Annotated in this window: 13 protein-coding genes; 7 read left to right on the top strand and 6 right to left on the bottom strand. The window is 38.3% G+C overall.

The genetic code is table 11. The features are described from left to right. Positions 1–716: 716 nt before the first annotated feature. Positions 717–1,433 carry a hypothetical protein gene (locus JUB15_RS21075; protein WP_207514629.1) on the top strand — a complete coding sequence of 239 codons (717 nt, stop codon included), beginning with the start codon at positions 717–719 and terminating at the stop codon, positions 1,431–1,433. A 110-nt stretch (positions 1,434–1,543) separates the two neighbouring features. Here the strand turns inward: JUB15_RS21075 and JUB15_RS21070 are convergent, their stop codons facing one another. After that, positions 1,544–1,978: a hypothetical protein gene (locus JUB15_RS21070; protein ID WP_207514628.1), complete on the bottom strand. Its 435-nt coding sequence runs from the start codon at positions 1,976–1,978 to the stop codon at positions 1,544–1,546. Positions 1,979–2,071: 93 nt separating this feature from the next. On the opposite strand from JUB15_RS21070, the gene JUB15_RS21065 reads away from it, so the two are divergent. Further along, positions 2,072–3,676: an ISL3 family transposase gene (locus tag JUB15_RS21065; protein ID WP_207514627.1), complete on the top strand. Its 1,605-nt coding sequence runs from the start codon at positions 2,072–2,074 to the stop codon at positions 3,674–3,676. A 13-nt stretch (positions 3,677–3,689) separates the two neighbouring features. On the opposite strand, the gene JUB15_RS21060 is transcribed toward JUB15_RS21065, so the two are convergent. From JUB15_RS21060 to JUB15_RS21050, 3 genes are all read right to left on the bottom strand, one after another. Beyond that, positions 3,690–4,319, bottom strand: a complete 630-nt coding sequence (locus JUB15_RS21060; RefSeq protein ID WP_207514626.1) for an AlbA family DNA-binding domain-containing protein — start codon at positions 4,317–4,319, stop codon at positions 3,690–3,692. Positions 4,320–4,374: 55 nt separating this feature from the next. Then, positions 4,375–6,945 (bottom strand): sacsin N-terminal ATP-binding-like domain-containing protein, encoded by a 2,571-nt coding sequence (locus JUB15_RS21055; RefSeq protein WP_207514625.1) that lies wholly within the window; start codon positions 6,943–6,945, stop codon positions 4,375–4,377. Between the two features lie 88 nt (positions 6,946–7,033). Then, on the bottom strand, positions 7,034–11,860 hold the full coding sequence (locus tag JUB15_RS21050) for a PDDEXK-like endonuclease domain-containing protein (RefSeq protein WP_207514624.1): 4,827 nt from the start codon (positions 11,858–11,860) through the stop codon (positions 7,034–7,036). 535 nt (positions 11,861–12,395) lie between these two features. Between JUB15_RS21050 and JUB15_RS21045 the strand changes: the two genes are divergently transcribed. From JUB15_RS21045 to JUB15_RS21030, 4 genes are all read left to right on the top strand, one after another. Continuing rightward, entirely contained in the window at positions 12,396–14,471 is a 2,076-nt protein-coding gene (locus JUB15_RS21045) for a GNAT family N-acetyltransferase (RefSeq protein WP_207514623.1), read from the top strand. Between the two features lie 4 nt (positions 14,472–14,475). Next, positions 14,476–14,919 carry an ASCH domain-containing protein gene (locus JUB15_RS21040; protein ID WP_207514622.1) on the top strand — a complete coding sequence of 148 codons (444 nt, stop codon included), beginning with the start codon at positions 14,476–14,478 and terminating at the stop codon, positions 14,917–14,919. 8 nt (positions 14,920–14,927) lie between these two features. Continuing rightward, positions 14,928–15,737 carry an HNH endonuclease gene (locus JUB15_RS21035; RefSeq protein ID WP_207514621.1) on the top strand — a complete coding sequence of 270 codons (810 nt, stop codon included), beginning with the start codon at positions 14,928–14,930 and terminating at the stop codon, positions 15,735–15,737. Positions 15,738–16,083: 346 nt separating this feature from the next. Then, on the top strand, positions 16,084–17,046 hold the full coding sequence (locus JUB15_RS21030) for a hypothetical protein (protein WP_207514620.1): 963 nt from the start codon (positions 16,084–16,086) through the stop codon (positions 17,044–17,046). 157 nt (positions 17,047–17,203) lie between these two features. On the opposite strand, the gene JUB15_RS21025 is transcribed toward JUB15_RS21030, so the two are convergent. Further along, complete coding sequence (locus JUB15_RS21025; protein ID WP_207514619.1) at positions 17,204–19,528, bottom strand: T9SS type A sorting domain-containing protein; 2,325 nt, start codon at positions 19,526–19,528, stop codon at positions 17,204–17,206. A 513-nt stretch (positions 19,529–20,041) separates the two neighbouring features. On the opposite strand from JUB15_RS21025, the gene JUB15_RS21020 reads away from it, so the two are divergent. Beyond that, positions 20,042–21,337 (top strand): DUF3826 domain-containing protein, encoded by a 1,296-nt coding sequence (locus JUB15_RS21020; protein ID WP_207514618.1) that lies wholly within the window; start codon positions 20,042–20,044, stop codon positions 21,335–21,337. A 77-nt stretch (positions 21,338–21,414) separates the two neighbouring features. On the opposite strand, the gene JUB15_RS21015 is transcribed toward JUB15_RS21020, so the two are convergent. Continuing rightward, on the bottom strand, positions 21,415–22,281 hold the full coding sequence (locus JUB15_RS21015) for an OmpA family protein (RefSeq protein ID WP_242696451.1): 867 nt from the start codon (positions 22,279–22,281) through the stop codon (positions 21,415–21,417). Positions 22,282–22,363: the final 82 nt, after the last annotated feature.

The following is a 22,363-nucleotide window of genomic DNA, read 5'->3' as shown; positions in this document are numbered from 1 at the left end:
GAGTAAAGCAGCTTTTACCACATCATTACAAAAAGTAACCTTCGATAGATCTTCGTTTAAATGCAACATGTACTTGCTCGTAGGGATACTTTACTAACGGGCTTTTTTGACCAATTTTGTACCTCTATTGTACCTTTTGTGATAAAATAGCGGAGGTACAATAAGCCGGCATTTTTTAATGAAATAATTGCGGTTTTATTCAGTTCAGTGCAGTCTATTCCGCTAATATTCAGTTGTAGGCATACGTCTTATTAATCCTAATTTTGTAATGAGCAGTAATCTTGAATTAAAACGGGTTTGCCAGCATTGTGGAGTAGCATTCTTGGCGAAGAAAACGACGACAAAGTTTTGTTCATTACAATGTGGCCAACGGAATTACAAGATTCGGCAAAGAATGAATAAGATTGAGAACCGAAATGCCGAAGCCAGGGCAAAGACCAATCATATTGATCAACGGCCTCTCGTATGTTACCTGGAACAGGAACTTATCGATATTAAGATGCTTGCTTTTGTTACAAGTATGTCGGAAAGGACAATATTTAATTTGATTAAGGATCCTGGATTTCCCAGATTGAAGATAGGCAGGCGGTTATTATTTAATAAGAAGGCGGTGATGGGGTATTTAGTTAAGAAATATGGGAATTGGTAAACACCGGTGGTGGCAAACAAAATAGTAAGTTTTTCTTCGAGTAACGGTGAACAGTATCTTTGCAATCATGGAAACGCACACTATCGCTGATGAGTTTTTGGAGACCAAACCGGAGCTATTAGATGCCATCAAGTCATTCGAAAGGAGGAGAGGTTTGTCGTTGCTTCGCAATCTTCAGGAACAAGAAAATACGATTAACTTCTTTTCCACGCTGGCCGAAATCCGTACTGGATTGTTCTTCGATCCATTGTGCAGTGAGCTACGGTATAATTTCCCGTTGGATGGAAAGCGGCCTGACTGGTACCTCACGTTAAACGGTCAGCATATACTTTGTGAAGTACTACGCTTAAATACGCCGGAAGAGGAATGCGAAGCCAACATCGAACGCAATCGTGAATTGAGAAGATTTCAAATTGAAAACCCTGGAGTGCCGATCCTTGAATACGGTGAAGCAAAGAGCATTGATACAGCCTTTCTCTGCGGAGCACAATCCAAACTGCAATTTAAAGAGGCCAAATATCGTAATATCATCGAGCGTCATCAACTGCCTTTTTTTATTTGTGTTAACCCATCGGTAGAGACTTATATTAACGAAATTGATCTTACTGATTTCCTGATGGGGCGGCATGGATTCTTTGCTACCGACGAATACTTCAGGCGCTATGTTACTGGCGTGCTTCTGCAAGGTTATTTTACCGGGCAGTGGGTTTATTTTCCGAATGAAAAGGCGCAGTTTGCCTTAACGGAAGAGAACGAAAGGGTGATAGAGGAGTGGTTGCTATGAAAGTATCTACCATAACACAATCACCGTCTTGCCCAAAGAAAAAAATCCGGAGCCAAAGTACCGGCAAGCGATTTCTGCCCGTATCCTTCAGCAGTTTGGAAAGGAGCGAATTACTTGCTTATTGCCAGCTTATATTTTTTAACAGCAGCAGCATCGATTTGATTCACAACATCACATAGAAAATCCATTTTGTCGAGAACCTCGTCTATGGACATTTGGTGTTCGGCATTCAGGGCGAAGCTGCCCGGAAAATATTGAAGAAATTTTTCATCAACGATGCCGTTGCGATGCGAATACAAGTGTCTGATCTGAAGCGATTTTTCAATTTCATTTTGCATGGTTTCATCTATGATTCCAAGATCGCGGAGCTGGTTATTTTCTTTGATAAAGCCTTTGACACTGCCTTTTTGCAGTTTGTTAAGACGTTGCTTAGCATAATATTTTACAAACTCTTGGAGATCGGAACAGTTTAGAACTTCCTCAAGAGTAACGGTACTTTGACTTTTTAAGGTAGATGGATTGGCCAGGTGTAGATTCCTGCGCATGTTGGTTCTTCGTCAAATTTGGGGGTTACGTTAGTTTCACACAACAGCTTTTTGATTCGAAAATAAGGGCGTAACCTAGCCCAAACAATTGGAATGTTGCTCCATGAATTATTATTTGAGAATGTAACAGGGAATTTTGAAATAAATTCAAGTATAAAGGAATCGCGCAAAATTATCTTAAATGTTCATTGCACACAATTTAAGAACACATGCCCCGATTGCAATGTACATAGTACTCGTTTACATAGTTATTATGTTAGGAGAGTGAAAGATTTGCCAATTTTAGGTTATAGCATTGTTCTTACCTTAAGAGTTGGCAAATTCTATTGTAAGAATAGCAAATGTTCCAGAAAAGTGTTTTCTCAGCGATTTCCGGTCCACTTTCTTCCATATAAACGTAATACAATACGATTAGACGATAAGCTACTTAAAATTGCTTTGCTAATGGGTGGCAATCCTGGAAAAAAGCTATGTGACACATTAAATATTGAAACAAGCAGTAGTAGCTTGATCCGGCATATTTATAAAAAAGATATTAACGTACCAACGGCACCTTCCCACATTGGTATTGATGACTGGGCTTATAAGAAAGGCCACACCTATGGCACAGCAATTATTGATCTAAAGGATCGAAAGATTATTGATTTGCTTCCTGACAGGGAAGCTAGCTCTGTAGAGAAGTGGCTGCGAGCACAAAGTCATATTAAGCTTGTAACAAGAGATCGATATGTAAAATATGCCAATGGAATAAAAAATGGTGCTCCTACAGCAATGCAAGTGGCAGATCGGTGGCATTTGCTTAAGAATATGGGAGACGCAGTTAAGAAGTTTCTCGAAAGGAAAAGACAACAGCTTCGCAGGGAAGAAATAGCTTGTGCAGAAAAATCTAAACATGAGCAAATAAATCCTGATAATGAGAACCCGCTTTTAACCGAGCATAGCATTGCTACAGAACGAACTTCAAAGCTATGTGAAATTAAACAACTTTATGCATTAGGTACACCAATACGAGCCATCGCAGGGATTGTAAAAATGAGCCGCAATACCGTAAGAAAATATATTCACCTGGATGAGCCACCTAGTAAAAATGGCCCAAGATCCGAAATACTAAAATTTGCTAATTATTTTAAAGAAAGAATAAAAGAATGTCCAGGCATCGAGGTAATCCAACTGTGGAAGGAGATAAAACAACTCGGTTACGGTGGCAGTCGTTCTGTAGTATACCAGTTTCTTAGAAACCATACAAGAACCAGAAATAAAACAAATAGATCCTATATTCCACGACAATCATGGAGCGCCGCAAAAGTAAGCCTGTTAGTATATAAATGTGAAAGTGATCTGTCAAGCAGCGAACAGGCCCTTCTTCATATTCTCAAGGAAAAATCATCTGACATAAATATAGCTATTGATTTGGTACAGGAGTTTAAAGCAATAATGGAAAAGAAGCAGGGTGATAAACTAAGGGGATGGATTGACAAATCGATGGAATGCTCAATAAATGAATTAAAGGCATTTGCAAAAGGGCTTCTGACTGATTTTACTGCTGTAAAAAATGCATTCTCGACTCAATGGAGCAATGGGCAAGTAGAAGGTCAAATCAATAAATTAAAAACAGTTAAGAGACAGATGTATGGCCGTGCAAGCTTTAATCTGTTAAGAAAGAGAATGATTCTTGGAATAACTGACCCCCAAATTTGACGAAGAACCAACATCACGAGAATTTACAGGCCAGGAATATTTCATACAGAATATCGGACAGATAGGTTTCAAAATTATCAACAAAGGAGGAGTATAAGATTCTTGTCAAAACCTTTCCCTCAGGGTCGGTTGTAAAATTTGATGGACCGTGTGGATATAATTGCTTATTCAGGTCATCTATAATTTTCAGGATACTCTGATAATGTTCGATCATTCTGGATTTTGAGTTTGTCGCGTGCTGCTTGCTGTTTACAAGCAATTGGTGCGTATCCCTGACTCTTTGATAACCGCCTTTAAATTCTATTTTAGCTGGGTTTATTAAAATTGTCTCTACGCCAACACGCTTGAAAATGCGGCCCTCTGCACTTACCGTAACGCCTGATTTTTCAACCTTGATTATATACAGACTTTTTCCCTGGTGCTGGATATATTGGTAATGGGTTTGAGGCTGCGGTGAAAGAAGATCAAGTGCCTTATGGGTAATTGAATTGGCGTGAAAGTCCTGGCTAAGGCCGGGTATTTCAAGCGTTCTGCCTGGACTTTCTGATACTCCTAAAACAATATATCCCCCATCGGCATTGGCAAATGAACAAATCAATTGAGCAATAGTTCTCGACGGCGGCAATACCGCTTTATATTCCAATTGCTGGCCTTCCGGTTGACCTATGATCTTCGATATTTCCGATTCAGTTATCATCTCAAATGGGTATTTTGTTGATGCCGGTGGTTTTTAGAATTTTTCCCAAAGTCAGGTGCCTTGGCTCTTCCTTACCGTTATCTATCCATAGCTCCGCGTTTGCGTAATCAAGTGTGTCCTTTTCCGAAGAAAAATAGACAATTACATACCCAAAATCCGAGGGACGAATAACAACATGAATCGGCAGTCCCTCCTTTTTGATCCCACCTAGAACCGTTGTAGCCAGCTCTTCTAACTCGGAACAATCATAGTTGGGTAGGTTTGACAGATGATCAATGATATTTTCTTTCGCTCTTTTGATAAGCGACTGGGCTATCAGAAAGGAAGCAGTGTTAGGTTTGGAGTAGTGAACGAATTTGTTTGCGAAGTCGGTATCTTTTAATAGTTCCTCCAATTCGTCAACGGTTGATACACCAAGGCCTGCCAAAACTTCAGAGGTGATTATGATCTTTGATTCACCATTTGCATTCTGAAATTTATAAATTAAGTTTCTTAGCTCTTCAGCATTGGTGACATTAAATTCACCAAGCAGATTTTCCAGCTCGGTAGCACTTTTCAGCTTACTTAAAATGTCAGGATCATTATCTATCGCCTGAGCAACTTCCGATAATTTTGCCAATGCCGTTTTACTTCTCATTACCTTGTAAAGGCTGTCCTTATCCTTAATCGTGTTCATAAATAGTTCTGCTCTCTTTGCATAGAGCTCCGGGAATAGCTCAGGCCCGTCTTTAATATTATGTTCAAACCATTCTGACAGGAGATTGATGGCAGCAATCACATCCGGATCGCTTGATGAAGCGTTCCTAAGCTTTTGCGTAATGGCATTTGCAATAGTTTTCTTTTCTTTGACCGGATACCGTCCAAAGCGCACAGAGTCATGAATTAGAATTTCGTCCCAATCTTCGCCGAGTACGCTTAATATTTTAATAAGTTTGGGATCATTTATTCTATCAATAAATAAGTTTGCATTTCCTTTTTCTGTTTTTGCGCTTTTTAGTTCCAGCTTCTTATTGGGAATGATTGCGCTTTTTTCAAATTTAGCTAGTAAGGTATCGTCTTCTAAAATTAAGCTGCATACTTCATTGAGCCAATCGAAGGTGTCTTCTTCGCTCTTAGTTAAAGTTTTGCTTAACTCTTCTATGGTTTGCTGATTGGCGATATCAGACATCAATTCTTCATAAGTTAGTTCGTTCCAATTCTCCCAAGACAAGTCGCACCAATACTCCATATGATTCTTTTTACAAACCGCAGAAGGAAATAGATCAAAGTAGTATTGCCAGATTTTTTTCCTGATTTCTGAATTGTATTTCTTGTGCGGGAACCATGTTTCTTTCAGCGTCTTAAATGTTGGGGAGTTGTTTGCAGGCTCGACAATTGAGGATTCCCAAAGGAATGTCCTCATGGGGATCTGAATGGTTTCTTTAAACCATTTTCTATCGAAATAGTCAGCGTTAGAAGAGGGGATTCTTGTGTCTACAAGGTTATAAAGCAGTTTATACTTACGAGTAATGGCTTCTGCCAGAAGATCCTTGTAAAGTTTAAAAGCTGATTCTATTAAGCCTTTATTTTGCGTTACCTCAGGGTCTTCTTCTCCCTTTAGCCAAATGCCGTCCCGCTCTGTCAATGGATTAAAATGAAAGCTATTTATTACCACCGGAAAATGGAAGTCTTCGGAACCAATTAAAGGAAAATCGCAGAAAAGTTTAGGAAATGAACTGATGGCTTTAAATACATAATTCTCACCTTGCGCCAGCAATTCTATAGCTATCTGAACTTTGTCATTCTTGAAGGTAAAAATTTCAATGGTTTCTTTTTTTGTCTCCAACGTTTTTTGAATAGATACTATGGCGTCATCAAAGAAGTTATCCAATGCCTGAAAAGAAGTTTTGGTTTTCCCTCCATTTTGAAATATCTCAATCAAGCTAATTTTGGGATTAAATGCTAAAACAAAAGGCACAAGCTCCAGAAATTCCTGGACACCAGCCGTTGCAATGTCCTTTTGCTTCTTAGTAGCGAGGTTATATTTAAATGAAGTATTATAGGCAGTGGGTTCAAATTTGGTAACAGGCATGGCTGAATTGTGGAATTCTTCCCAGGCTTTTTCAATCTTTGGAACCAGTTGGGTTGTTGTTTTACCGTCTCGGTCTAAGTTCAAGCCGAATTTGAATAATTGTCCATTTTCCGTCTCAACAATGCCTTCAATTGCTATCACTTTGGACAACAGATGTGTCGTTAGGAAGCCGGTGCCAAACTTGCCCGTTTTTCTTTTTGGCTGATCTTCCTCTAACTCTTTGGAAGAAATTTGGTTAATCAGGCCCCTAACATCCTGTTCAGTAAAATGAGAACCATTATGCTTAAATTCAACGTAGTTATCTGTCAGAATTATTTGAACTGAAACTTGCCGGTCATCCGTATCAGCAATACTATCTTTTGCGTTCTGAAGTAACTCCCATGCCCAGCGGCCATGATTCTTTTCAACAGTTTTGTCAAGATCATGAAGGCGCTTAATGATCTTATCTGCTATAGATCGGTTGCCGTCTTCTTTTCTGCCTTTTTCAATTGAAGCAATCATGGTTTTCGAATTGGTGGAAATTTTATAGGTATGTTCAATGCTTTGAACGTTAAAGACTTTCCTGAAGATGAATTCTTTATTTCATTTATTATGCTGAAATTGAAAGTATTTCAACATAGCTATCTAAATCACCGACCTTGACAATATCACCGGTAGTGCGACCTAATAATGATTCAGCAAGTGGAGATTTATAGTGAATTTTTTGAATTCCGTTCGTTGGGCCTTTTACTATTTCATCATTGGCTGTAAGCTGCACCATTAATGTTCTACCGTTGTTTAAGTACTTTAGCCCTACTTTACTGTTTGTCATTACAAAACGGGTCTGGTTGTGCTGATTTATTATTTCAAGTTCGGCTTTAGCAATTATATTGGAATAATCTTCTACAGTTAGATCATTTTTTTGTGATAAATAACTTTCCACAGAAATAGTTTCATCCGTAAATGCTAATGCGGTTTTCGATAAATTCTTGTGGTCAAAGCTTTTTATAGACTCAGTTTGTTTAATAAAATCTATCAAGCGTTGAGTTTCCCTAGTAACATTGCGCCACCAGTTGGTACTCCATATTCTATGGAATACAAAACCATGCTGCTCTAAAATTTTCTGCCGATGTCTGTCATACAAATAGGCCTCCTTACTGGAATGGTATTTGGCCCCATCACATTCAATTGCAATTTTTGGTACGCCCTCTATTTTTGAATCATAAACAATATCAATTCTAAAGCCTGCAAACTGAACCTGAGTTAGAATTTTTTCATTTCGAAAGTGGTCAGTCAACGTTTGATAAACCTCCTCCTCAAATGGTGATTCCAATTCACCTATTTTATATGACTCGAAACTAGTGCTCCGACTAGTATTTTCAGCGAGAGTTGTAAGAACCGCCATCCGTAAATCGTGGTTCTGGTCGCTGATTGCTTTTGAATAGGCTAAATAAGCATAGAACACAGCTTTTTTATTATTGGATCCTTCAGTTACCAAATGATCTTTATAGTTCATAAATACCTGTTCGGGTATAGATGAACATACATAGACCTTGTATTTAGCCCTCGTGATAATTACATTCAGCAGTTTATACCCTTTAGAATGGGTAATTGGTCCGAACCTTTGGGCGAACCTTTTGTCTTTTCCTATCCCATAGGTCGTCGATAATATTATTACATCCCGCTCATCCCCCTGAATATTTTCTAGGTTTTTAATAAACAATCCGCCTTCTTTTTCGAGTTCCAGGATCTTTTCGTTGAATGCTTCGAATTTGCGAAACTTTTGCCGTTCTATTATCTTACTTTTTATTAAGTTTCGTTGTGCGATATTAAACGTTGCGATTCCCACTGAAGGGTAATTACCATTCGGCAAACGGTGAATATTGTTTTCTAAGATGGATAAAACAATTTCTGCTTCAGCTTCGTTCGTGTGATCCGAAAAAGTTCCATTTACCTGTATGTACTTGATGGGGATGTAATGAAAAGAGTTGGGTAAAGGCTTTAGTCGTTGGTTATAAAAAGCATAATTGGAAAAATCAATGAGATAGGGATGTCTGGAGCGATAGTGGAAATCCAAATACCTTTTTTCAAAATTTAATTCAGTTCCGAAATCAAGTAAAGATTCGCAGGAAAGCAAAATATCATCCTTATCCAAAAAGGTATCTTCTTCTTCATCTAAATCTTCTTCATCTTCAACGGATCCGTCAAATACTTTGCTAAAATAATTTGATGGAGGCATTTGATGTTCATCACCTGCGATAACTATTTGCCTTCCTTTCAAAAGGGCTGGTAAATTGTCTTCGAGTCGTAGCTGGCTGGCTTCATCAAACATGACAATATCGAAGTATTTATTCATTCCCTTAAACAGGTTGCTGGCTACATCCGGCGATGTGAGAATTATCGGGAAGAAGTCTGTAAACAAATCTGCATTATATTGAACGATTTGTCTTAGCGAAAGTCTTTTGTACCGGTGACTGCTTCGTTTATTGTAAAGGTTTTCAACTGATATGTTGACATTATTTTGCTCAAACTCTCTGGTAGAATCAATTTGTTTGGAATACCAATATTGCTTAATAAACTTTAGTTGTTCGGTTTCGATGCCTGAAAGTGCCTTGTCTAGTTCAATCAGCTCATTATCATTTGTTGGTAAGTCTAGGTCTGCTGATTGAATAAGTAAGGATTGTAGGTAAGCCGAGAGGAATGCTTTTTGCCAATCGAATGTCGGTTTCAGTTGGTCAATGATATTTTTGGTATTATCGGATAAGCTGTTAAATAGCTGAAACCATTTGAATTCTATTGTGAACAAATCAATATGATTGTCGAAGTAGTCCTTTTTCTTGTTTATTATAGATTCCAGCGAGGAAATGAATGTAGGCAAGTCCGATAACTGGATTTCTTCTGTAGTCCAACTATCATTTTTGATTTTGTTGGCCAGTAATGAAACTTTTTCTTGTAAGAGGGGGAGGCTTTCAATTTTTATTTCAGTCGGGTTTGTTTTTAGGAGCGCTAACTGTTGAAACTCTTCCTGAACTTTAGCATCAAATTCATTTGTTATTAAAGTCAGATCGTCTTTCAATTTATTTTGTAGGATAATCTTATTGTCTTTGAAAGATCTGTCAAATGTGTAGTCCAATTTAATATCCTTGCACTCATTCAAGCATCTGCTGAGGTTGGTATACCCTTGCTTCGTATCTGCGATAATCTGTTTAATAGAAGAGAGAATTGAACTGAGACAATTCTTTATAATTTCGGATGAGTTATCATCCTTTATTTGATTTTCTATTTTTTTATATAGCGCTGAATTATCAGAGTTCTCCAGTAAGGTATTAACGTTGAATTGATCGTATTCTGATTGAAATGTTCTCTGCATATCATTTGCTCTATTATACAGGATAAGCTTAAATCCGTTATACAATGTTTGTTTGTCTTTTAGAGAGCCATCAAATTTGACGCGAGGAATATCTTTTGAGTCATTTAGTACATTCTGAAGAGATAGAAAGGCTATTCGTAGCCGGTGTTGATTCTTTATCGTTTGGCTTTTTCTTGAGGAAAAAAGAGAACTGAACTTATAGGTGAATTTAGAGGTTTTGATTTCATCCAGCAGATCATGATTTTCCGTTTTGTTGAATAATATTGTGTCGATTTCTGCAATAAGGGTAACTACCGTTTCATATTGTTGATCAAATTCTTTTTGTCTGGCATTAATATAATTGGTGCACAAAGAATCAAATAAGTTTTTGTATTCAGCTTCTTTGTTTAAAAGGGAAGATATATGAGTGTTTGCAATATTAATTTGGATTGTCAGTTCCGACCTCCTAAATAATAAATATTCTTTTTTGTTGGTGTCAAGTATCAGATTAATCTGTTGAAGATGGTTTTTGTAAAGTTTGAAATCTTCGTGCAGCGCTTGTTCAACGATGTAGGGGTTCTCGCCAGTTAATTTACTTGGATTCAGGAATGACAAACATGCTATCTCTGAATATTCTTTGTATAGAGGTTCGCATTTTTGAAAAAGATCAAGTAAGCTGTCTAGCTCTTGGGGAGTGTATTCAAATTGACTTTTGTCTATAGTTATGGGTGAACTCTTGTGACTTTTTGTTGCTTTCAAAAGGTTCCCTACAACAACTGTCCAGTTTTTATCTCCAAGAATTTCTTTTCCGACTTTTTGATGTTTTTTATTAATAGCTGTGATCAACCCTTTAGCCTTCACAAGTATATTGTCAAGAGCTTCTTTTGAAAAGTTGTATCTATAACGCTTATAATCTGAGTTATCTACTCGATCCCGCACTGAATCGACAACTGTTTTCCGGTCTTTGATAAGGTCGCGGATTAGAACACAATGGTACCCGAGTCCCCTATCAAGCAATGCTTCGTGTAAAACTTCGAGTGCAGTTCTCTTTTCGCAAACAACAAGAGTTTTTCTTTTATTTTCTAATGCATTTACTAATACCGCGGTAAGGGTCTGACTTTTACCTGTTCCTGGAGGCCCTTGAATCAGAATATTCCTGGTATTTTCCAGTGAATGTAGAATGTGTTGTTGCGAAGGATCGGTTTCTATTGCAGATATTGGCTGAAAAGTGTGATCAATAATGTCTCCCAGGTCGATTTCCGATCCTTTCAGTTCTAAAAGTTTGCTGTAATCATTAATGATATTTTGCTTTTGTACTTCGAAAATTGAAAATAGTCCGCCAACATCAATAAAAGAATTGGTGGAGTTTAATGGAAGCTTTTCATAATGCGTTTTATCCCCAATAGCATTGATCTTGGAAAACTTTGTCCTAAGAAAATTTTCAAGGTCGAGTGGAGTAGACGTATTAACTGAACGGAGTAAATTTGCGCAAATTTCGATTAATTCGTCATAATTGATTAAGCCGTCATCCAACATTTCACTTGAAAGCTGCTGGATCAATACACCTGCGTCGTTTTCGAGATGGTTTATTAGCACCTCATTAATATAAATTGGATCATCTTCTGTTCGGAGTACCTCCCAGGTATTAAATTCTTTGGTTCGTTTTACTCGAAGTGACCAGATTAACACCGGGGCTATGGTCAGTTTATTGTCGACCTGATCGCGCCTTGCCAAAATTGGAAACCCAAAACCAAAAGTGTTGATCCCTTTTTCGGACTCGATGGCTTCCGTCTGATTGATGAGATTTTCTAATGCCTTTGTGATTTTTACAAGTTGCACCTGATCTTCTTCGAAAAGAGAATTCAGGTCAGGAACATTTTCTTTCCAGCTAATCCTGAATTTTAATGGGAGTTCTGTCAAAAGGGCTTTTAAAAATTTCTCAGGTAAATTTTTATCAATGGATGATAGACGGCTTATGTCAAATTTGTAACGCGAGTTTCCTGGTATAGCATTTAGATGAACTCCCCTGCGATTACCAATTTTAAGGCGTCTTTGCAGTTCGGTTAAGAATTTTTCAGTTAGTATCATAATGGCTTAAACTTCATTAAAATACAAATTGTTTTAATAAGTTCAAACAGTGTGATTTACAATATTTTCCAAATAAAAGCGAAATGTAAAAGTTTGAGTAGTAAAGGGCGTTGCAGTATTTGATATCATACCAGGATGAAATCGATTCCTTCTAAAATAGTCAGGCTAAAGCTTTATTGACCAATATTAAGCCTGATAGTTTATTGGAGACTGTGACGGTACTTCGCTAATGTGTTAATGTTACGCTTGCTATAATAATCATCAGGGATACTGGTCATATTAAAAGAATATCTTTCCATTTCTTTGGTTTATTGTCTTACGTCCCAATCTGGATCTTTGCAACTGTTACCGTCAGTATAGGATGTACAATAATAGCCGGGGTCTTTTTGACAAGCTTTTCAAGCAATAGCTATTCTTTTTGCTCGTAAAAAGAGGGGTATGATTCGTTGATTATCGGTTTGCAAAGAAAATATTTGTATATTACGTATAATTAATTCATCTAAACCGTTGTAAATCATTTTGAACCTTAACCCCAGTGAAAATACAGACTGTCGCTGCTAACAGCTCACTACTGGCTGATGTAATTATACTTGGAAAGCAAAATGCGAAAACGCTTGGTTTGTTTCCGGAAGGGGCATTCAATGATCATGCAAAAAAGCAGACAATTTTTGCTGCAATTCAGGACGGGTATCTCCTAGGATATGTTTTGTTTAGAATCACTCAATCTAAACAAACAATTTACATAACACATCTTTGTATTCATCCAAATCATAGAAAAAAGGGGGTAGCCAAATTTTTACTGGATGCAGTAAAGGAAAAGTATTTTCATCTATATAAAGGCATTAGTTTAAGCTGCCGGAAAGATTACCTTGAGGCTTCAGCGTTCTGGGAAACCTATGGCTTCAAAGCGGTGAAGACGACACGAAGCAGAAGTAAAAATGAAAATTACCTAATTAGATGGTGGTATGATTTCGGGAATATTGACCTTTTTTCCAATAATATTGATGCTTCATTAAAGGTAAATGCTTTACTTGATTCCAACATAATAATGAAATTAAGTGATGAGAATTGTGAGGTGAACACAGAAGCGCTTGCACTTGCGGCCGACTGGTTGACGGAAGAGACAGAATATTTTTATGCTCCTGAAGTTTTTAATGAAGTGAACAGGGATCTCAATTTTAAGAGAGCTGAGGCGACCCGGCAGTTTATCCATACCTTATGTGAGGCTCGCTTTATTCCCGATGATAGAGATAAGATTCTTCAAGTCCTGGATGAAATGTTCGTTGGAACATCGGTAAATGATAGATCGGACAGGAAACAGCTGGCCGAATGCATTGCTTCGGGAATTGAATACTTTATTACACTGGATACAGAGTTATTAAATGCCAGTGACAAAATCTATGAAAGATTTTCGATGAAGGTCCTTAGACCTGCTGATTTTATTCTATTTATCGATCATAGCATAAAAGGCCGCGATTATCATTCATATCGGGTTGCGGGGGCCCGCTATGAACATTCCAATATCAAACATGATGAATTGGAAAAGCTGGTGGAACCCTGCTGGCTCGATAACGAAAATGGAGAGAAGAAACATTCCTTGCTGCAAAAACTCACAGCAACGATTGGCGACATTCGAAATTCGGTTTTTCGTCTCATAAAGGATGCATCAGGCGACTGTATTGCGTACTTTGCTGTAAATAAATGCAATAACGAACTATTTGTAAAGGCAATAAGGGTAAAAAAAGGAAAAATTTCTGATATTCTTTTTCAACAATTGGTGAAGGATATTATTTTGCTTTCAATTGAAAGAGAATGTGCTATTATTAAAGTAGAAGAAACATACCTTTCCAATGAAAAACTTTCAATCCTTCGTTCTTTTGGCTTTGAGTATAGTGAGCAAGGCTTGTATAAAGTCATTGTGATAGGACAATGCGAGAGTATCCAAACGCTAACTACCAATAATGTGGTAAGACAATTTTGGAATTGCGATCCAATTTTAGCTAAAATTAATGAGCTGTCAGGTACCGAAAAAAATGTATTTAAGCTACAGATAGAAAAAAGGCTTTGGCCGGTTCGATTTACAGACATAGAGGTTCCTACCTACGTAGTTCCTATTAAGCCCTACTGGGCCGGACAGTTATTTGATCATTTCATTGCCGGCAACAACCTGTTTGGTGCAAAACCTGAACTCAGCTGGAGCAAGGAAAATGTCTATTATCGCAGCGTAAAGCCAGTTTCAGAAATTGCCCCTGGGCGCATTTTATGGTACGTGAGCATGAACGATAAGGATGGCGTTGGCCGGGACAGAAGCATTGTAGCAACTTCATACCTGGAGGAAGTTCATGTAGGGCCGGCAAAGATATTGTTTCAAAAATTCAAGAATTACGGCATTTACGAGTGGAGACATATTTACCAACTGGCTAACCAAGAACCGTTGAAAGAGATAAAAGCGTTAAAATTCACTGACACTGAGGTGTTTAAAAAGGTCATATCTTTGCAAACAATAAACAACATCATGAAAGTACATGGCCGTCCAACTAATACGTTTGCATCACCGGTAGAAGTGTCGGCACAAATATTTAATGAAATCTATCGTCTAGGGAAAGGATAACATTATGAAAATACTAATTGTATCAATTAAGCCCGAATTTGCCGAAAAGATTTTCAATGGACAGAAGTCAATTGAATTAAGAAAGTCGGCGCCAAATGTTTCCCCGGGTGATATGATGGTTATTTATTGTACCGATCCAGTTAAAGCTGTGGTCGGTATTTGTCAGGTCAAGGAAATTCTAAGAATGAAACCATCTAGGATGTGGAAGACGCACAATTGCCTATTAGGCATTGACAAAAAAAGATATGAGCAATACTTCGAGAATGTAGATACCGCTATTGGGATCGTATTGACCTCCATTTCAAGATTAGACCGAACGATTTCCTTATCTGCTATAAAAGAAGCCTTTCCAATGTTTCACCCTCCTCAGACATTTAGATATTTTACGAAGTCCCAAATATTTAAAGCGTATCTTAGAAATGATATAGCATCTGGATTTACCAATTAGCCAACCATATGATTTGTATTTTTTGCAAGAAAACATCAGACAATTCAAAATCTGTAGAACATATAATACCTGAAAGTCTTGGTAACAAGGCGCATGTTTTACCCCGTGGCATCGTATGCGACGACTGCAATCAGTATTTCGCCATAAAAATTGAAAAGGAAGTCCTAGAGCAGGATTACTTCAAATATGCGAGAGCGATTAATGGCATTAAATCAAAGAAAAATCATTTCATTCCCACCACAGGCATTCTTTTACATCCAGCAGGGGGTAAAGTGGATGTTTTTTACAGCGAAGAAGGGATTGACATCAGTTTACGAAATAACGAAACGTATATTAACCTTGTTGCCAGCGGCGCCGTCAATAAGATTTTCATTCCGGCATATCCTGAACCTGATCCGCGAAATATTTATTTTTCACGATTTATATGCAAAGTGGCTTTGGAAGCTCTAGCGTTAAAGTTCCATCAATTTAATGGGTGGGAAGCTGACATCATCGATAAAAAGGAATTAGATCCTTTGAGACACTTTGCCAGGTTTGGACCCGGAAAGATTCAATTTTGGCATTATCATGAAAGAAAGCTATATCCGCCATCTCAGCTCTTTACGGCGCCTACCGTGTACAACGAGCCATATGAGGTTTTACATGAGTTTGACTTTCATTATAGTCAAACAAGGGAACTTTTCTTTATAATGGTTATAATGGGTGTCGAATACGCAATAAATATGGGTGGGCCTGAGATTGACACGTACATTATAGAATTAGAAAATAATGGAGGCAAAAGCTTTCTTGAAAGGACTTGGGAAAAGCGTATTTCATAGCATCCGAATGGCTGATAAAATGCTTACTGCCGTTAAAGAACACCGTACAAATGAATTTTATCAATTTTATCCATTAATCAATATGATACTGGAATATAGATTCATTGCTGAATTTGGCAATCGATCCGTTGAGACAAGAAGCCGATGTTTCAAAATTTATGTACCTCCATTGTACCTCTGAGAAGATAAGTATTTGATTAACAATATTTAGTAAATTTTGTATTGGAAAATAAAAGCATATACATTAAATGTGGTGCTTATGCGATTCTGAGATTTAGTTTCCCTTTTGTCATTTTAAAATTGATTATTTTTAGGGTAATACAAATAAATTAATCGATTCACAGAAATGATTACAAGATTGCTTCCGATGCTCATTTTATTAACATGTAATAATCTATTCGGGCAATCTGTTAGTGTACCGCCTGGCACGAAGAAAGAAATTTCGTTAAATGAATCCGGAATAAAAGCAGGTGCTGGAAAGTTTCTTTTTGAAAATTCCCGTAATGGCAAGAAAGTAGTGGTTCATTATTATTACCCCCAAAAATTAAAAAAGAATTCCTCTGTAATCTTCGTTATTCCCGGAGCAGGGCGTAATGGTAATACCTACAGGGATGCATGGATTGCACATGCTGATAAGTATAATGTATTGGTCCTGGCTCCGGAATATCCGGAAGATAAATATCCTGGATTCTGGAGTTACAACCTGGCGGGTATGATACAGGATGTAAAAATTAATAAGGAAAGGAAAGCCATCGAATCTTATAATAGCAATTTAAACAAAGAGGAGTGGATACTCAATGACTTTGATCAGATCTTTGATACCGTCAGGAATTATTTAAAGCTAAAAGTTAATTCCTATGATATGTTTGGACATTCAGCTGGTGGACAAATTTTACATCGTCTCGCAATATATAAGCCTGAAAGCAAAGCAAACAGGATCTTGGCTTCGAATGCCGGCTGGTATACGGTGCCCGACAAAGAATCAGTATTCCCTTACGGTTTGAAAAACAGCATAGCAACTGAAGAATTGATGAGGAAGGCATTTAATTCCAGGTTAGTCGTCTTTCTGGGTGAGCGAGACGATGAAAATGAAACAAGAGGAGACTTAGTTCGATCTGCGGAGGTGGATATACAGGGCATCCATAGATTACAGCGCGGCAAATACTTTTATGAAAAAGCAAAGCAATATGCCAAAGACCTGGATGCTGAACTTAAATGGAAAATGGTAATTGTCCCTAACGTAGGGCATGACTATATTGCTATGGGCAACGCTGCTGCAAAATACTTATATGAAGGGAAGTCTGAGTAAGGATTGAATAATAAGCGTATGAATTTTCAAAGCCCACAGCTACTGACCGCGGAACCGAATACTGTGGCACGAGCGAGCTCAAACAGTCCGATCAAATACTAGCTAGAACACATCATTTAACATTACTTAACCTTTCTTATTTTATCACTACCACTACCTATAGCTTTAACACTTTGAAAAAGTATCTCTTTGTTGTATTAACTTCTACGTAATAGAAACCAGACATTAATGCTGACAGATCGAGGTCGATGGATTGGTTACCCATGGCCAATTGCTTTTGAAACACCTTAACTACTTTTCCATCGACACTCAGGATCCTGATGTTCAGTTTATCTTCTCTTGGCACATCCACTGTTACATGTAATAACTGCCTGACGGGGTTAGGTCTCAGTTGTACGCCTTCTGTCAGGTTAAGTGTTAGCAATAATTGCTCACTGTAGCTTTTAGAACCATTGGCCGTTGTTGCCTTTATACGGTAATAATAATTAGACAATAGCGGTGGGTTGTGCTGGTATTCGTAGACTTGTTTATCCCGCTCATATTGAAGATTTCCTACCTTTGAAAAATAGACGCCGTCTTGACTATATTCAACTTCGAAATATGATAATTTATCAGTTAGTGGAACTTGCCAGGTTAGTTTATTTCCCGAATATGAACTAATGCCTGAAAAGGAAAGGAATTTAATTATGGCGTCACTATTGGTTTTTAGTAAAATGCCCAAAGTATCCCCCAGCCAGGAGGGATACCGGTTGATATCGTCAAATGTCGATGAGCTTCCACATTCGTTATACAGCACATCATTCTTTGAAAGAAAATAATCAGTTGTACTGTAAGTTCCATACATTCTGCTTTCCAACACCGGAGAAGGTTCAGCAACAGAACCTGATTCATAACCAGCAGCTTTAATTTGCTGTAAGTCCAAATAATTTACGTTAGCTCCCAAATAAGCAATTTTCAAAGGACGCACATTATCTTGTTGTGCAGCATAATGATTGTTTTTCGACTGTATGACCGTTTTTGAAAATGGATCAAGGCTTGAAAGACCAATGATCGCTCCCTTATTCAGGTTGGCCATCAGGTTCCTTTCCATAATTAAATTGCCGCCAGCCGAATTATAATAAACTGCAAACAGCTCTTTCTCACAATCGCAAATTACTGTATTATCAGAAAGGCGTGTCAACCTGGGGGCGCCTGATGCCAGTTTGGCCAGCATATGACTAACTCCCGGCATATAAACTTTGTTGTTTATAAATACAATGCTATCGACGACATTATCGCTTGAAATGGCAGCCCCATTACTCGCTGCGATAATGTTACTATTCTTTACAGTAACGCTGCCGCTTACTTTTGAAGAAGCAGCTAAATTGTTTATAAAAAATACGCTATCTATTAATAAGTCCCTTTGCTCAGATGTAATGGCAACAGAGGTGTTGGCAAAAACGCCACCTTTTATCTTATGTGAGCGGTATGGTGCACCAGTTGTATGAAAATACAAACCAATAGCACCGTATTGCACGTAATCAGTGGTATTCCTGCCTGCAATAGCAACACAATTTTTATAGATCACATCCATGGTGTCGGCAAACCGGCTATCGCTAAATGATATAAATAGCGTGTTACCACCAAATATCAAAGGATCATCCGATTTCCATGCCATACATTTTTCTGCAGTGCCTGAACCCAAAAAAAAATTGTGTTTAACCCCATCTTCTGCCAGCACTCCGTAAATATAACAGCCATATCCGGCCTCGAAGGAACCATTGTTACTTGCATTGCGCCTCGTGTGCATATTGTACACACGGCTGTTATCGCCAACATGTATTCCCATAGGCCGCCTAGTAATTTCATATAAGCGGTTACTTGAAACGACATCATCCGAATTGCGCGCGTGTATGGTTATAAGATCTGTTCCGGCAGATTGGGTAACCACCGGCGCATAAAAGCTTCCAGGTGTATTTTCGCATTGTTCCAAAGAGAGGGTTCTCTTTAATCTCCATCCGTCTTCCCACACACTGTACTGACTTACATCCAAACCATCCCGGAAGTTATTTTTCCAGGAAATTTCATATAAATGTTGGTAGCCGGCTTTTTTCGTAAATTGATTATTTTTGGCAGTATCTGCCGCATCAAACACGGGTCGTGGTCCGGTTCCATAATCCATGATTGTAATATTGTTTATATGTAAGTCCTTTGTGTTTAGAAATTCCCGGAACTGACTTCCTCTTGCAACGAAAATGGTATCTCCACTTTGTATGCTTAAAGAAAGTAAGCGCTTAACGGATTTAACCGCCGTTTGCATTGTACGGCCATCACTAACATCATTTCCATTAACCCCATCGAGATAAAATGATTGATTAATGTATAATAAATTGGGAGTTGGAGAAAAGCCAGGTGAGTAGTCGTTTCGATAGCCTGAATTTGCATGCAGGTCAAGACAACAGACAAACAGTAAGATCATTGCAGTCACTCTATGAACATTCATAAAACAGGTTTTTGGCAATTATAGCAATAGGAAAATCGAATTCCGCTATTACTATAATCGCCTGGTTGTATGTAGGCAATACAGTATATACACTAATTCATTACCCATGCAAAGGGTAAGAATACAACTCCTGTATGCTAGATAATTTGAACAAATAATAGAGGGATTGTTAATCCAGGCACTCAATTATATTCGCATGTTTACTCCCCTGCTTCAACCGTATGATCAGCGAAACAACAAATTTTAATGCATTAATTGTTCCATATAAATAATTAATATTCTTTCATGCCGGCGCTCTTATATAGAATACAGATATGTGGATTATTCTCAACAATCGCAAATCTGTACCTTCTATATGGAGTTGATCGCATATACGTTTAAGGAACAGTAAAACTTTCCATCATCTAAGTAAAATTTGACATTGCCGTAACATAGCTCTGTGAATATTTTTACAACAACCTGTTTATACAGCTACTATATAATTTTTCGATTGCTAATTGAATAATGATTGCCATGAATAAGAATATCCCTCATTTGTCAGGTCCTTTCAGAAAACCACTAGTTTGCCTCGTCATTTTTGTCGTTTGCTTTCTTCAAACGGCTATTGGTCAGCAACCAGCTGGTCAGCAGGATGATCTATTGAATTATCAGCGCGTTGTGACTGAGCGGGCGCATAAGATAGTTGCAACACTGGGCATTTCCGATTCTTCACAATTTAAAAAAGTGAGGGAGGTTATAGCGCAGCAATATGTGGATCTGAGACAGATCCATGATGCACGGGACAGGCAGATAACCGCAGTGAAGAATAAACCTGCGTCTGATAAAAAAAAGATAGATGAAACGGTAATGAAGATAGAAGCAGACGCTGCCCAAAAACTGGATAAATTACATAAAGCATATTTGTTGAGGCTCTCGAAAGAACTTATCCCCGGTCAGGTGGAAATGGTAAAAGATGGAATGACGTATAGTGCCATGCCGATAACTTACAGGAATTATCTTGCCATGTTGCCTGATTTAACAGAAGAACAGAAAACCCGGATCTATGCATGGCTTGCTGAAGCACGAGAACATGCAATGGATGGAGGGTCTTCAAAGGAAAAGCTCGGATGGTTTGGAAAGTATAAGGGAAAAATAACGAATTACCTGTATGCTGCCGGTTACGACCTGAAAAAGGAAGAAGCGAACTGGCTGAAACGTGTACAGGAAGAGAAAGATGCTAAAAGTAATTCAACCAATGCTCAAATCATTGATATTAAAAAAAGAGCCAGCCAGATAGTGGACAGCCTGGCAATTAAAGATGAGACCAAAAGATCAGCGATCCTTGCTGTTTTGATCCAGCATTTTGAAAAGCTGCAAATGATATTTCACGAACGCAGAAAGGATATGCAGCATGCTGAAGCCAATGCTACAGGCAACAAGGAACTGGCTGAAGCGAGAAGTGAAGCTGCCTGGAAGGCAGCAAATGGCAAACTGAATAAATTACATGCCGCATTTCTTGGAAAACTTTCCGGTATACTTACCATAGAGCAGAATGAATTAGTAAAAGATCTAATGACAGAAGGAGGTTTACATCGTGAATACGGCCATTTCCTCAACTTGTTTCCAGATCTTACTGAATTGCAGAAAACGCAGGTTATAACCTATCTCAAAGAGGCGAGAGAACAGGCTATGTGTGCAGAAACTGCTGAAAACAGAACCCAATGGTTTATCAAATACAGAGGAAGGGCGAATAACTTCTTAGCCGCTGCCGGATATGACTTGAGAAAAGCAACAGAAGCGCTGGAATCGCGGCAAGCCTCAACGAAATAGGAATTAAAAAGCTAAAAGCCATCTTTAACAGTAAAGATGGCTTTATAACATTTATAAGTAAGCAAAATAACTTTTAACTAATCCGCCGTGGCCGTTGATTGCAGCAACTTAAATAACTCGTCCAATTTAGGCGATAATATTATATCTGTTCTTCTATTCGATGCTCTTCCCTCCCGGGTGCTATTAGTTTCAACGGGATCAAACTGGCTATGTCCTGAAGCGATCACTCTTTCGGGGCTAACGTTATAATCAATGGTAAGTATCCGCACAATGGATGCAGCCCTTGCAAGGCTAAGATCCCAGTTATCCTGATATTTTCCACGGATAGGGATAGAATCTGTATGCCCTTCTATATTAACTGTTATTTCAGGATTCACGTTTAGCACTTCAGCCAATTTGTTCAGCGCCTCTTTTCCCTTTGGGTTCACTACGGCGCTACCCGAAGGAAACAGTAAATTTTCCTGGAGGCTCACATATACTTTACCATTTTTAGTGGCTACGGAAAGTTCATTTGATTTGAAACCCGTCAGGGCATCAGCCATCTTTTTCCTGATCTCTTCAATGGCATTTTTCTGTTGATCCATCAACGCCTGTAAATGCTCCAGTTTTTGTTGCTGGCTAAGCAATTCCTGCTTGTTCTTGTTAAGCATTGACTGTTTGCTGGAAGCATCTTTACTTAAATTAGCTATCTCCCTTTCCAGGTCCTGCAGGGTCCGGTTTTTGGCATTTATGGAATCCTGCTGATCTGCCACCTGTTTCTTTAACTGTGCAATGTTACCCTGCAGATCACTCACTTTGCGGGCAAGCCGGGTGCTGTCATTTCTGGCAGACGTTAATGCCGACTCAGATGCTTTGAATTTTTTGGAAGAAACGCAACTGCTCATACTTAGCAGGAACAAACTGCCAACAGCTACGCGTGTAATAGTAATTTTTCTATTCATCATTTTAATATATGGGTATTTTTTTGCGGTTGCAAACGTCAAATCCCGGGCCATAAACATAGATCTGCAATTAAATAATTAGTTG

The organism is Longitalea luteola (genome assembly GCF_017356035.1).
Classification (GTDB): domain Bacteria; phylum Bacteroidota; class Bacteroidia; order Chitinophagales; family Chitinophagaceae; genus Niastella; species Niastella luteola.
Note: the sequence above shows the minus strand (reverse complement) of the source record. Positions and strands in the feature narration are given on the sequence as shown.